General features: G+C 44.2%; 13 protein-coding genes. 6 read left to right on the top strand and 7 right to left on the bottom strand.

Annotated features, from left to right (window positions below):
* Nucleotides 1–117: 117 nt before the first annotated feature.
* From VTH8203_RS00075 to nagA, 3 genes are all read right to left on the bottom strand, one after another.
* A complete protein-coding gene (locus VTH8203_RS00075) occupies nt 118–1698 on the bottom strand; it encodes a cation:proton antiporter domain-containing protein (RefSeq protein ID WP_096991810.1) in 1581 nt (526 codons plus the stop codon).
* 101 nt (nt 1699–1799) lie between these two features.
* Nucleotides 1800–3014 (bottom strand): DNA-binding transcriptional regulator NagC, encoded by a 1215-nt coding sequence (gene nagC / locus VTH8203_RS00070; protein WP_096991809.1) that lies wholly within the window; start codon nt 3012–3014, stop codon nt 1800–1802.
* 2 nt (nt 3015–3016) lie between these two features.
* Nucleotides 3017–4153, bottom strand: coding sequence for an N-acetylglucosamine-6-phosphate deacetylase (nagA, locus tag VTH8203_RS00065; protein ID WP_096991808.1), 1137 nt, complete (start codon nt 4151–4153; stop codon nt 3017–3019).
* Between the two features lie 466 nt (nt 4154–4619).
* Between nagA and nagE the strand changes: the two genes are divergently transcribed.
* Entirely contained in the window at nt 4620–6188 is a 1569-nt protein-coding gene (gene nagE / locus VTH8203_RS00060; protein WP_096991807.1) for an N-acetylglucosamine-specific PTS transporter subunit IIBC, read from the top strand.
* Between the two features lie 204 nt (nt 6189–6392).
* Entirely contained in the window at nt 6393–8060 is a 1668-nt protein-coding gene (gene glnS / locus VTH8203_RS00055) for a glutamine--tRNA ligase (protein WP_096991806.1), read from the top strand.
* An 88-nt stretch (nt 8061–8148) separates the two neighbouring features.
* On the opposite strand, the gene fcrX is transcribed toward glnS, so the two are convergent.
* Entirely contained in the window at nt 8149–8595 is a 447-nt protein-coding gene (gene fcrX, locus VTH8203_RS00050; RefSeq protein WP_096991805.1) for a ferric iron uptake transcriptional regulator FcrX, read from the bottom strand.
* A gap of 191 nt (nt 8596–8786) precedes the next feature.
* Between fcrX and VTH8203_RS00045 the strand changes: the two genes are divergently transcribed.
* Both VTH8203_RS00045 and VTH8203_RS00040 read left to right on the top strand, forming a co-directional pair.
* A complete protein-coding gene (locus VTH8203_RS00045; RefSeq protein ID WP_096991804.1) occupies nt 8787–9296 on the top strand; it encodes a DUF4442 domain-containing protein in 510 nt (169 codons plus the stop codon).
* Nucleotides 9297–9368: 72 nt separating this feature from the next.
* Nucleotides 9369–9776: a hypothetical protein gene (locus VTH8203_RS00040; protein ID WP_096991803.1), complete on the top strand. Its 408-nt coding sequence runs from the start codon at nt 9369–9371 to the stop codon at nt 9774–9776.
* A gap of 50 nt (nt 9777–9826) precedes the next feature.
* Here the strand turns inward: VTH8203_RS00040 and fldA are convergent, their stop codons facing one another.
* The 3 genes from fldA to VTH8203_RS00025 all read right to left on the bottom strand — a co-directional run bounded on the left by fldA (nt 9827) and on the right by VTH8203_RS00025 (nt 11487).
* Nucleotides 9827–10360 (bottom strand): flavodoxin FldA, encoded by a 534-nt coding sequence (gene fldA / locus VTH8203_RS00035; protein ID WP_096991802.1) that lies wholly within the window; start codon nt 10358–10360, stop codon nt 9827–9829.
* Between the two features lie 48 nt (nt 10361–10408).
* Nucleotides 10409–10630, bottom strand: coding sequence for a DUF2788 domain-containing protein (locus tag VTH8203_RS00030; protein WP_096991801.1), 222 nt, complete (start codon nt 10628–10630; stop codon nt 10409–10411).
* Nucleotides 10631–10728: 98 nt separating this feature from the next.
* Nucleotides 10729–11487, bottom strand: coding sequence for an alpha/beta fold hydrolase (locus VTH8203_RS00025; RefSeq protein ID WP_096992173.1), 759 nt, complete (start codon nt 11485–11487; stop codon nt 10729–10731).
* 93 nt (nt 11488–11580) lie between these two features.
* Here VTH8203_RS00025 and seqA point away from each other — a divergent pair, with 93 nt between their 5' ends.
* Both seqA and pgm read left to right on the top strand, forming a co-directional pair.
* Nucleotides 11581–12111: a replication initiation negative regulator SeqA gene (gene seqA, locus VTH8203_RS00020; protein WP_038225436.1), complete on the top strand. Its 531-nt coding sequence runs from the start codon at nt 11581–11583 to the stop codon at nt 12109–12111.
* A 92-nt stretch (nt 12112–12203) separates the two neighbouring features.
* On the top strand, nt 12204–13850 hold the full coding sequence (gene pgm, locus VTH8203_RS00015) for a phosphoglucomutase (alpha-D-glucose-1,6-bisphosphate-dependent) (protein WP_096991800.1): 1647 nt from the start codon (nt 12204–12206) through the stop codon (nt 13848–13850).
* The last annotated feature ends 212 nt before the right edge of the window (nt 13851–14062 follow it).

Genomic DNA, 14062 nt, shown 5'->3' with positions numbered 1-14062 from the left:
TATTTTTTAATTAAATTATCAATTTGATATATGGCGTTTAAATGTTGGTGCTTTGATGGTCAATTAACTACAAAAAAAGCCGGTCAATCCGGCTTTTAAATATGTTTGTAGACGTTGTTATTTGAGATTTGGCTGCAGCTGATCGCACACATGACGTGCGAAACCACTACCCGCTTCGCTGTAGATGTTAAATGCTGCATTGACACCCATCTGCTCCAGTTCATCCAATTGATCTGGATAAGCGGCAATAGCAGCTATCTGCCCTTTAAACTGCTTTTGGTGAAGTAGGTCTAACGCAGTTTGGTTACCTTGATGGTGAGGCATTGCCAGCAATACTAACTTTACATGAGCCGTGTCGAGAATACGTTCCCAGAAATCAGGGTCAGTGGCATCGCCTGCAATGACATTTCTGCCTTCCTCGCGATGTTGTTTAGCGGCTTCTTCTCGCACCTCTACACCTAGGCTAACTTTTCCATATCGTTGGTAGAGCTCGTCATAAGCACCAGTGCCGATTCGTCCCATGCCAAGAATCAGAACCTGAGCTTCGCCTGGATTGATGAATTGGTCGCGGGTATTAATTTTCTCTGCTGCTTGTTCTTTTAGCCATTTCGCACTACGCAAGTAAATGCTGTGTCCAATTCGGTTTAGAGGGGCAGAAATGATAAAGGACAAGGATACGGCAATGGCTAACGCGACTAAGATGTCACCGGATATCCAACCTAGTTTGTAAGCCAAGCCACCGACAATGAGACCGAACTCACTGAAGTTAAACAGAGTGAGTGTAGTCAGAAGGCACGTACGGACTCGGAATTTAAATGCATTGATGACCACAAAGTAAAGGATGCCTTTCAGTGGCAGTAACAAGAGGAGCAATGCACCGAGCACAAAACCTTCGATTGTCGGCTGATCAGCAAGACCGATATTAAGGAAAAAGCAGACTAAGAACAGCTCTTTTAAATTGAAAAGTGATTTTGATAGCTCAGAAGCTTTAGAGTGCGAAGCTAACAGCATACCCAAGATAAGCGCACCCAAATCCGGCTTCATTCCAACTAATTCAAATAACCCTGCGCCCATGACGAGTGCGAAGAAGATGCCACTTAATACGAGCATTTCGCCATGTCCGGCTTTATTTAAAAGCTTAAACATGATGGGACGAAGTAGAGGAAGAGCAAATAGTCCGATGGCATACCATTCTGGGAACTTGCCTGTCGACGCTGTTAAAAAGATGACCGCGAAGATATCCTGCATAACCAGAATACCAATGGCGAGCGTGCCATAGGTAGCATTCATTTCACCTTTTTCTTGCAAGGTTTTTACTGCAAATACAGTACTTGAGAAGGAGAGAGCAAAGCCCAGCAGAATAAGTTGCTCAATGTCGAGCGTAGCAAGACTAGAAACGCCCAGAATTTTCAAACCTAGTAACAAAACGGCGAACAAAAGTGTCGAAAGCAGATTGTGAATGGTTGCGCCGACCCAAATTTCTTTGGACAACAAAGTTTTTATGTCGAGCTTTAAGCCAATAGTAAACAGTAGAAGTGTCACGCCGAGGTCGGCAAGGGTGGTAATGGTATCGGTCGATTCAAAACCAAAGTGATGCAAAATAAACCCAGCAAGTAGAAAACCTACTAAGGGTGGCAGTTGACATTTCAATGCGAGGAAGCCCGCGATGAAGGCGACGGTTATAAGGATCAGTTCCATAGTATTTTTTATTATCTGAAGACAAAAAGACCACACCGAAGTGTGGTCACATATTCTACATAATTTATGTAAGGGTTTGTTTGTTATTCCAAAACATTTTCTCAATCTTCGAGTAGTTTTTGTAACAAAACCCCATTTAGCATGGCGCGTTTGATCATAGCGAAGGCACCCATTGTAGGTTGCTTATCGATTTCTGAAGCAACAATTGGTAGCTCTGTGTGGAATGTTGTTAACGACTGGTTTTCGACATTACGACGAATCGCTGGGAATACAATCTCTTTTGCCATGGTAATGTCACCAGCAATAATGACTTTCTGCGGGTTGAACAGGTTAACAGTGATTGCGATGGCTTTGCCGAGCTGGTTACCCACTCGAACTAAGCTCTGTTTGGCTAACTCGTCGCCATTTAATGCGTGTGAGCAAACATCTTCAATAGTGATGTGCTCTTTTAAAGCAAGTGTTGACTCATACCCTTGTTCAATGAGCTTTTTAACACGTTTGACAATTGCTGGGTTAGCCGCAACCGTTTCTAAACAGCCAAAGTTGCCACATTGGCATTGTTCACCTAGCGGATCGATTTGGATGTGGCCGATTTCACCCACATTACGGTTGTGTCCTAAGAACACTTGGCCATTGACGATAATACCAGCACCAGTACCACGGTGAACACTGACCAATATGGAATCTTGGCAGTCGCGGCTTGCACCAAAATAATGCTCAGCCAGAGCTAAACCGCGAATATCGTTGCCTACAAAACACTCCACTTTGAATTGAGCACGAACCAAGTCAGCGAGCTCAAGTTTGTCAATGTCGGTATTTGGCATGTATTCAACAACACCCGTAGTCGGGTTAACCAGACCGGGTAGGGTAATGCCAATAGCAATAAGCTGTTCGATTTTAGGGCTATGTTCTTTTAGAAATTCGCGAAGCGATGTCACCAAGCCTTCGCTAAGTTCACTTTGATTGGTGTAGTAAAAATCATTATGGGAGAAGGCCATTTCACGGCCACCCAAATCGTAAAGAGAGAATTGGACGTAGTCTCGTCCAAGACGCACAGCGACGGAGTGGAAAGGTTCGACGGCGGTGGTTAGGGAGATCGCTCTGCGTCCCCCGGTTGAAGCTTGTTGGGCGACCTCTTTAATGAGGCCGCGTTCCAATAATTGGCGGGTAATCTTGGTAACGCTCGCTGGAGCCAATTGGCTTACATCAGCAACTTGAATGCGAGAAATAGGCCCTTGTTGGTCTATTAAGCGGTACACCGCTGCACTGTTAAGTTGTTTTACTAAATCTACGTTACCTATTTGTCCGCCATTCATGCTTAATTTTGCTCGTATTGTCCGTTAACAATTGTGCCTTGGACATTATAATCTCTATCGAATACGGTCAAGTTAGCAATCATGCCTTTCTTAATGCGACCTAGCTTGTCTTCAATACCCATTGCTTTTGCTGGGTAAAGTGTTGCCATTCGTAGAGCTTCATCCAAAGCAATACCAGCGTGCTCAACTGTGTTTTGAACCGCTTCAATCATCGTAAGTGCGCTACCGCCCAATGTGCCGTTCTCATCCACACACTTACCATCCCTGTAATATACTTTCTTACCGACAAAAATAAAGTAATCCATGTCAGCGCCCGCCGGAGCTGTGGCGTCCGTCACTAATACTAACTTTTCACCTTTCACTTTGTGCGCGATGCGAATGTTTGCGTAGTCCACATGGAACCCGTCAGCAATGATACCCGCGTAGACATCAGGTGTATCGTAGATAGCACCCACAACGCCTGGCTCGCGACCTGTCATTGGTGTCATGGCATTGAATAAATGCGTTGCAAACGTAATACCAGATTCAAAACCTTTGCGGGCTTCTTCGTAAGTCGCGTTTGTATGTCCAATAGACACTACAATACCCGCTTTACGTAGCTTTTCGATATGCTCTGGTGTGTTTTGTTCCGGAGCGAGCGTTACTTTTGCGACGAGGTCGCGATTTTCACAGATAAGGTCAATCATTGCATCGTCAGATTGACGGATATAGTCAGGGCTATGAATGCCTTTTTTTGCAACGTTTAAATAAGGGCCTTCCAAGTGCAAACCAAGCGAGTGGTTCTGGTACTGGTTGTGATAGTCACGAGCCGCAGCTAATGCTTGACGCATGTTGTCATCAGAGGAAGTAATGAGCGTAGGTAAGAAGCTTGTACAACCTGACTTGAGATTGGCCTTATGCATCGTATGAATAGTCTCAGCGGTGATTTCATCGTTAAACATCACACCGCCACAGCCGTTTAGCTGTAAATCGATAAAGCCAGGGCTAAGGTTCGCGCCGTTCAAATCAACCGACTCTATGTCGCTTGGAAGCTCTGCGATTGGCAGAACTGATTCGATTTGGTCACCGTTGATAAGCACTGCGTGATTGGTTAGAACGTCACTACCCGTGAAGATCTTACAGTTAGTTAATGCATACATAGTTAGCGAATCCTTGTGTTGTATTCTCTTTAGCTCATTGCCGTTATCGAAATAAGGTAGATTCGACTTAGTTTTCTGCCTGTAGCAATGAGGCGGATTTAGTAGTCAGCAAGTTTCAATTAGATAAAATAATCAAAGTAACTTAATGATAATGAGAGGGTTATTGTTATTTTTGGTGTAATTGCTGTGTTGGAAAAGTTGATTCCCATCGCAAAATAATCGCTACTTCTTGCAACTCTCTCAGGCAAAATCCTACTTAGATTTTGCTATTTTTTCGTATGATAAAATAAGTTTTATGATCCCGCTAGCAAAAAGCCTCTTTTTTGACGAAAACTGGTGATTAGGATCACAAATAGTAAGGTTTTAATTTGCGGGTCAAAATTAATTTCATAAACTGAATATGACTAAATTGAACGGCTAAAATAAGTCGTCCAACAAAATTCAAATCCTACAGGGGGAACTTAAGGTGAATATTCTAGGATATGCACAGAAGCTAGGTAAAGCATTGATGCTACCTATCGCAACGCTTCCGATTGCGGCGCTTCTACTACGTTTGGGTCAAGGCGACCTTTTAGATATTCCATTTATGGCGCAAGCTGGTGGAGCGATTTTCAATCAACTACCTTTGCTATTCGGTCTAGGTATTGCGATTGGTCTTTCTAAAGATGGCAACGGTGCTGCAGGTCTTGCAGGTGCTGTTGCTTACTTCGTTCTAACGGCGACAGCAACAACAATCAATGCTGACGTTAACATGTCATTCTTCGGTGGTATCTTCGCAGGTATCATTGCTGGTCACTCTTACAATGCATTCCATGCGACTCGTCTTCCAGAATGGTTGGCGTTCTTCGCAGGTAAGCGTTTAGTACCTATCATGGCTGGTCTATTTGCTCTAGTAGCAGGTGCGATCTCAGGCGTGGTTTGGCCTAGCATCCAAGGTGGTCTTGACGCTCTAGCACACGCAGTATCAACGTCTGGCGCAATCGGTCAGTTCGTTTACGGTACGCTTAACCGTGCACTTATCCCTGTAGGTCTTCACCACGTTCTTAACTCGTACTTCTGGTTCGGTATGGGTACGTGTCAAGAAGTTCTAGTTACTGGTGCACAAGCGGCTGGTCAAGCGCTTCCTGCTCTACAACAGCTTTGTGTAGACCCAGCTCTTGCGAAAACTCTAGTTGCTGGTCAAACTCACACATTCGAGTTTGCTAACGCTGTTACTCCAGAAATCACAGCAACAGTGAAAGAAGTGACTGAAGTTGTGAAAAGTGGTGACCTTCACCGTTTCTTCGGTGGCGATAAGAGCGCTGGTGTATTCATGAACGGTTTCTACCCTATCATGATGTTTGGTCTACCAGGTGCGGCATTTGCAATGTACCTAGCGGCACCAGTTGAAAAACGCAGCCAAGTTGGTGGTGCACTATTCTCTGTTGCATTCTGTTCATTCCTAACTGGTATCACAGAGCCACTAGAGTTCATGTTCGTGTTCCTTGCACCTGCGCTATATGCAATGCACGCAGTATTTACTGGTCTAGCACTGGTTGTTGCTAACATGTTCGGTACGCTACACGGCTTCGGCTTCTCTGCAGGTCTAATCGACTTCGTACTAAACTGGGGTCTAGCGACAAAACCATTCACGCTACTACTAATCGGCCTATGTTTCAGTGCTCTATACTTCTTCACGTTCAGCTTCGCAATCCGCGCGTTCAACTTGAAGTCGCCAGGTCGTGAAGATGACGATGTAGAAGTAGAAGTTGATGCAGACGTGAAAAATGGTGACCTAGCTCGCCAATACCTAAAAGCACTAGGCGGTCACGATAACCTGACGTCAATCGATGCTTGTATTACTCGTCTACGTTTGACTCTAAAAGACCGCTCTGTTGCTGATGAAGCAGTACTTAAAAAGCTAGGTGCTAAGGGTGTGGTGAAACTAGGTGAAAACAACCTACAAGTAATCCTTGGTCCTCTAGCAGAAATCATCGCTGGTGAAATGAAGTCTATCGGTGCTGGTGAAGACCTCTCTGGAGTGAAACTTCCATAATTTAGTCACTCATTGATTTCTATAGTAAAGCCTCTCTGTCGAGAGGCTTTTTTTTGCGTTTAGTGTTCGACGCTTTTTCACAGTTCAGGTTTGGGTACTAAAATAATCATGTGAAAATGCGAGTTCTTGTTGAGGTTTCGCAAGGAATTGTGGATCATTAGCGTTTATATATCTGACAATACTTAAAACATAGAGGTGTTATAGATGAGTGAAGCTGAGGCTCGTCCATCGAACTTTATTCGCCAAATCATTGATAAAGATTTAGCGGATGGCAAGCATACTAGCGTGCATACTCGTTTTCCGCCGGAGCCAAATGGTTACCTGCATATCGGTCACGCTAAATCTATTTGTTTAAACTTCGGTATTGCTCAGGACTATCAGGGACAATGTAACCTTCGTTTTGATGATACAAACCCTGAAAAAGAAGACGTTGAATACGTTGAGTCGATTAAGAATGATGTAAGCTGGTTAGGCTTTGAATGGTCGGGTGACGTTTGTTACTCATCTAACTATTTCGATAAGCTTTACGAGTATGCGGTTGAATTAATTAATAAAGGCTTAGCGTATGTTGACGAGCTAAGTCCAGAGCAGATTCGCGAGTATCGCGGAACGCTGACCGCACCAGGTCAACCGAGTCCTTATCGTGACCGTCCAGTTGAAGAAAACTTGGCGCTGTTCGAAAAAATGCGTGACGGCGGGTTTGAAGAAGGCAAAGCGTGCCTTCGTGCTAAAATTGACATGAGTTCGTCTTTCATTGTGATGCGCGATCCAGTGCTTTACCGTGTTCGTTTTGCTCATCACCACCAGACTGGTGACAAGTGGTGCATTTACCCAATGTACGACTTTACTCACTGTATCTCGGATGCACTTGAGGGAATTACTCATTCTCTATGTACGCTTGAATTCCAAGATAACCGTCGCTTATATGATTGGGTTCTTGAAAACATTACCATCGATTGCCAACCGCATCAGTACGAGTTCAGTCGCCTGAATCTTGAGTACACGGTAATGTCAAAGCGTAAGCTTAACCAATTAGTGACAGAGAAGTTGGTGAATGGCTGGGACGACCCACGTATGCCTACTATTTCTGGTCTGCGTCGTCGCGGCTTTACACCGGCATCTATTCGTGAATTCTGTAAGCGTATTGGTGTGACTAAGCAAGAGAATATGATTGAGTTTAGTTCTCTCGAGTCGTGTATTCGTGATGACTTGAATGAAAACGCTCCTCGCGCAATGGCAGTGCTAGATCCGGTGAAGATCGTGATTGAAAACTACCAAGGTGAAGGTGAAACGTTATCGATTGCAAATCATCCGAATAAGCCGGAAATGGGGACGCGTGACGTACCATTTACTCGCGAAGTATGGATTGAGCGTGAAGACTTCCGTGAAGAAGCGAACAAGAAATACAAGCGTCTGGTCTTAGGAAAAGAAGTGCGTTTACGCGGTGCTTATATCATTAAAGCGGAGCGCATCGAGAAAGACGAAGTTGGCAATATTACAACGATTTTCTGTAGCTACGATGCGGATACGTTGGGTAAAAACCCAGCTGATGGTCGTAAAGTGAAAGGTGTTATTCACTGGGTTTCAGCGGATAAAGGCCTACCAGCTGAGATTCGTTTGTATGATCGTCTGTTCACGGTTGCTAACCCGGCGGCCGCAGATAATTTTGCTGAAACGATCAACCCAGAATCATTGCTTGTATCAAAGGGCTTTGTAGAGCCTAGCTTGGCAGCAGCAGATGCTTCTCAAGGTTACCAGTTCGAGCGTATGGGATACTTCTGTGCGGACATCAAAGACTCTAGTGCTGAATCTTTAGTTTTCAACCGTACCGTTGGTCTGCGTGATACTTGGGCTAAAGTAGAAGCGAACTAATCAGTCTAAGCCTCTCTTCTATAAGAGGGGCTCTAGATACTAAAAACCAGCCTAACGGCTGGTTTTTTTGATTCAATTATCTTAGAAATTAGCTAGGTTCGTGTGCTTTAGGATTGTCTTTGCACGCGCCACCAATGCATTTACCATAGAGGTAAAGGCTGTGATTGGTGAGTTCGATATTGTAGCGCGCAGCAATTTCTGTTTGACGGGTTTCAATCACCTCATCAGAGAACTCGATAACTTCACCGCAATCTAGACATACTATATGGTCATGGTGGTGCTGGGTCGAAAGCTCAAATACCGATTTACCACCTTCGAAGTGGTGACGAGTCACAATACCCGCATCATCAAATTGGTTAAGTACGCGATATACCGTAGCCAAACCAATCTCCTCACCAAGGTCGATAAGTTTCTTGTACAGGTCTTCTGCACTGATATGTTGGTACTCTGGCTTCTGCAGTACTTCTAAAATTTTTAGTCGCGGCAGCGTGACTTTAAGCCCCGCGTCTTTAAGTGCCTTGTTATTGTCTGACATAAACTTTCCTGTAATGATCTGCAGCAATCGACAGATTTCAGTAATCTATTCATTATAGGGTACTACGGCACAACAATAAACCTCGAACTTCAAAGGGTTACTAAGTATTAACATAGAAGGCGAACTGTATCACTTTACAAACACATCTGACCAGTTACAATTTGTTTACATGTTGTATTGGATTTCGTGTTATGGATAGACGATTAGCAAAGATATATAAGCCTAAGTATGTAAAATTTGCCTTAAATATCTGGCCACCATTTTGGGGAGCTGGAATTAAAATTACTGAAATTAGTGATGATTTTCGTTCGGTAAAGGTTCGGCTTAAACTAAAGTGGTGGAACAAGAATGCCAACCGTTCGCAGTTTGGAGGCAGCATCTTTGCGATGACGGACCCGATTTACTCGCTAATGTTGATGGGTATTCTTCGCGAACAGTATTTTGTATGGGACAAAGAGGCGAGTATCGACTTTATCAAACCAGGTTTTTCTGACTTAAATGCAGAGTTTATTGTCAGTCAGGATATGCTAGACAGTATCTTGAACAGCACGGCGACCGGGGACAAGTGTTTTCCTGAATTCATCACCCATATTCACAACAAACATGGTGAGGTTGTCGCTACCATTCAACGTAAGCTCTACATACGCAAGAAACCCAAATACCGCGCAGAGACTGAAAACAACACATCGTTACAAGTTTAGTTTTTGACTCTTGAGGCTCTGAGTGTGACGATATGGTTTATGATGTGATGAATTGAGTGTAGGGAGAGAGTTGTGAAGCGTTTAATGATTTTAAGTTTAACGGCGGTCATGAGCAGCGCAGCGTTGTCTGAAACATTAACACCAGAGATTTTGAGTCAACTCAACCGTGATTTAGTGCACACTCAGTTCCGACAGATTGATCCTAAAATCACGATTTCGGATATGCATCTAGCTTTAAACGACGGAATCTTATTTCGAACGACAACCTATCAGTATGCAGGTAAACCAGAGACCGACTCGATGACGACATGGATGTTAGAAGCCATGACTCAACAGGTTTGCCAACAACTTATGCCTATTCTTGCTGGGCGATTTAGTAATGTTAGTCAAATCGCGGCAACAGAATCTGTTGAGTTTGAAACGGGTCAAATCGCATCGAAAACCAGAATCTGTAGCGCTTCCGATAGCGATTCAAAATAAAAAAACCTCCGACTGGAGGTTTTTCGTTTTCACTATGATAAGTGAATTAATTAATCTTCTAGCTCAGCTAAGCACATTTCTTCGTAAAGCTGCTTAGTCCAGTTAGATACACGTTCGTCAGTGAGTTCTGGTTGACGATCTTCGTCGATGCACAGACCAACGAATTGCGAGTCATCACCTTCAACAAGTGCTTTAGATGCTTCAAACTCGTAGCCTTCTGTTGGTGTGTAACCAATGATAGTGCCGCCTTTAGCTTCAACGATGTCACGTACTGTACCCATAGCGTCGCAGAAGTATTCGGCGTAGTCTTCTTGATCACCACAGCCAAAAATAGCCACAAGCTTAGTTGAGAAGTCAATGCCTTCTAGCTCTGGGAAGAAGTCATCCCAATCTGCTTGAGCTTCGCCGTAATACCAAGTTGGGATACCTAAAAGCAGTAGATCGAAGTTATCGATATCTTCTTTGCTACTTTTTGCAATGTCTTGAACGTGAACGAGCTGTTTACCCAATTGTTTTTGGATCATCTTTGCAATAGCTTCTGTGTTGCCAGTATCGCTACCAAAGAATAGACCTACACTTGCCATAGATTCAGTACCTTTTCATTGTCTGTGTTGGATTAAGGAACCGGGACATTAGCCGAGTCCTGAGCCTTCCCAGCTGAGCTGAATAATGCCTTTTGCGACAAAACCAGCGCACCCTAAGAACAGCACAAGCCATACAATACGTCGACCAAAAACAGGAACATTACCTTGGTTGAGAACATCTTTGATTGCCATGCCGATCAAAAAGAAGATCGCTGCAAACAGTAGATCTAACCCGATAGATTCCAGTTTGTTTATGTAGTCGTAAAGCATGGTATTCCTTTATGCCAATATGCTTGCGCGGAACTATACCACTGTTGTGGGATAAAGTTAATGCGTGCTCGACGTCCAGTATTGGTTTGACGTCAAATTTAAATGAATTTGCGTATTGCTCTTAACACTTCAGCAGGTTTTTCGGCATGAAGCCAGTGTCCGGTATTGGCGATAACGTGCGCTTTTGCCTGTGAAAATTGAGCTTGTATTAAAGGTTGGTGCTCTGCTGTAAGGTAATCAGAATCGCCACCTTTAATAAATAATACCGGAACATTACTTTTCTCAATTGGTTGCCAGCCCAAAATGGATAAGTAGTTGCGTTTTAAGCTCTCAACGTTGAAGCGCCAATCAAGATAGTCACCATGTTTATATAGCGATTTACCAAGGAATTGTCGCACTCCCTCCATTTCGATATGTTGGCTCATCAGTGCCATAGCGTCGGCGCGTGACGTTGGTTTTTGGGCAATTACTGCCTCTAATCCCGCTAATACATTGTCATGCCTGTGCACGGTGTATTCGACTGGAGACATGTCCATTACAATGAGTTTTGAAACCGGGTATTCAAAATCACACAAACGCATAGCCACTTTGCCGCCCATCGAGTGACCAATAACGATAGGCGAGGTGATATCTAAAGATTCAAGCAGTTGCACTACATCTTGAGCCATCAAGGTGTAGTTATGATCATCGCTATGGAAAGAGCGACCATGGTTACGCAGGTCGATGCTGATAACGTCGAAGTCCTGTTTTAGGTCTCTGGCTAAGACGCCAAGGTTGTTCAAGTCTCCGAACAGGCCATGGATAAGGACGACAGGTAAGCCTTTACCTTCTCTTTTGTAGTTCAATAAAGCTGACATTTTTCTGTTATTCGTGATGTGTTTAACGTAGAGGTTCATCGCGGAACTCGTTATAATCACCCAGAGTTTAAACATAGAGACTGTGAAAAGCGAATGAAAACAATTGAGGTTGATGAGGATCTATACCGTTATATTGCAAGCCAGACCCACCACATTGGCGAAAGTGCTTCAGATATCTTACGACGTTTATTAAAGGTAGATGCAGCCGAAACGGAACAGAAACCAGCTGCCGCGAAAACTATCGTCGTTAGTAAAGAGATCCCGCAAGTAGAGGCGGTAGACTCAGTAAAAGAAATGCGCTCGTTGCTGATTTCGGATGAGTTTGCTGGACTGAAAAAAGCTATCGATAGATTTATGCTAGTACTATCAACTCTGCATCGCTTAAATCCAGAAGGCTTCTCTGAAGCATCTCAGGTTAAAGGTCGTAAACGCGTTTATTTTGCTAATAACGAAGCTGCGCTATTAGAAAGCGGCAACACGACTAAGCCAAAAGCAATTCCCAACACCCCTTTCTGGGTTATTACTAACACCAATACCAGTCGCAAAAGGCAGATGGTGGAACAAGTGATGACCATGATGGATTATCCCGCTGAACTCATCGAAAAAGTGACGGCATCCATCTAAGATTTCGATTCAAACCTCATAATGTTCATATTGAAGCGAGTATTATGAGGTTTTTTGTATTTTCTAAGCTTAATTTTGAAAGGACGTCTGTTATGGCTATACACCCACGCGCGGGCCAGAAGGCTCAGCAAGAAGACCTGCATAATATTCCTGCGCTTGTTTCCAATTATTTTTTGATTCAACCCGAGGCGGGTAACCAAGCACAAAGTGTGCAATTTGGTACCTCTGGTCACCGCGGTTGTGCTGACAAAGCAACCTTCAACGAAAATCACATCTTAGCGATTGCGCAAGCTGTTGCTGAAGTGCGTGCAGAGAAGGGTACTACAGGACCACTTTTTGTGGGTAAAGATACTCACGCTTTGTCAGAGCCTGCATTCTCAACGGTTGTTGAGGTACTGGTGGCAAATGGCGTTACTGTGATCGCTCAAGAGAACAACGGCTATACCCCAACACCGGGCATTTCTCACGCTATTCTTACGCATAACTTAGCAAACGCGGATAAAGCGGATGGTATTGTTATCACACCATCGCATAACCCGCCGCAAGATGGCGGCATCAAGTACAATCCAACGCATGGTGGCCCAGCAGAAGCTGAACTTACTCAGGCGATTGAAGATCGTGCGAATGAAATCATTGCGAATGAAATGAAAGATGTAAAACGTCTTCCTATTGCCATCGCAAAATCACAAGCGCTATATCAAGAGCGTGATCTTGTGAAGCCGTACGTTGATGATTTGGTCAATGTCATTGATATGGAAGCGATTCAGAAATCAAACCTGAAAATCGGTGTTGATCCACTAGGTGGTTCGGGCATTGATTATTGGCGTCAAATTGCTAATGCCTACAACTTGAATCTGACGTTAGTCAGTGAAGCGGTTGACCCATCATTCCAGTTTATGTCTTTAGACAAAGATGGCGTGGTTCGTATGGACTGTTCATCACCGTATGCAATGGCGGGATTGCTGGCGCTTAAAGATGACTACGATTTAGCATTTGGTAACGACCCAGATTATGACCGTCACGGTATTGTGACGCCAAAAGGTCTGATGAACCCTAACCACTATCTCGCAGTATGTATCGATTACCTGTACCGTCATCGTAGTCAATGGCGTGATGATGTGGCAGTAGGTAAGACGCTAGTATCGAGTGCGTTGATTGACCGTGTGGTTGCCGACCTAGGCCGTACATTGTGCGAAGTGCCAGTTGGTTTTAAGTGGTTTGTCGATGGTCTTTATAATGGTGAATTCGGCTTCGGCGGTGAAGAGAGCGCTGGTGCATCCTTCCTACGCAAAGACGGCACGCCATGGTCAACGGATAAAGACGGCATCATTCTTTGTTTACTAGCGGCCGAGATTACCGCTGTAACAGGTAAGAACCCGCAAGAGTATTACGAAGAGCTTGCCGCTAAGCACGGCGAGTCTAAGTATAACCGTATTCAAGCGGTGGCTAATACCGAGCAAAAGAACGTATTGAAGAAACTGTCTCCAGAAATGGTGGCAGCAGAAACGTTAGCAGGTGATGCCATTACCGCTCGTTTGACGCATGCTCCGGGCAACGGTGCTGCAATCGGCGGTCTGAAAGTAACGACAGAGAATGGTTGGTTTGCAGCGCGCCCTTCAGGTACAGAAGACATCTACAAGATTTACTGTGAGAGTTTCAAAGGTGAAGAGCACTTGAAACTGATTGAAGCGGAAGCGCAAGAAATCGTCAATCAGGTGTTTGCTGCAGCAGGTCTGTAATCCGGCTCTTCTCCGCTTTGTTGAGTCATAACGCAATACTTATGACTTCTACCATACTGACTAATAACCCTTTTTTAGTCAGTATGGATGAATCCTATTTTGACCCAGTTACTTTCTCAGCTTTTACATATTCAGGGGCAGGCAATCCAGTCGATTAAGGTCGATGAATCCACTCAAACTGTTGACGTTTACTGTCGTCGAGACCGACGATT

It is taken from the genome of Vibrio thalassae (genome assembly GCF_900089835.1).
GTDB classification, from domain to species: Bacteria; Pseudomonadota; Gammaproteobacteria; order Enterobacterales; family Vibrionaceae; genus Vibrio; species Vibrio thalassae.
Note: the sequence above shows the minus strand (reverse complement) of the source record. Positions and strands in the feature narration are given on the sequence as shown.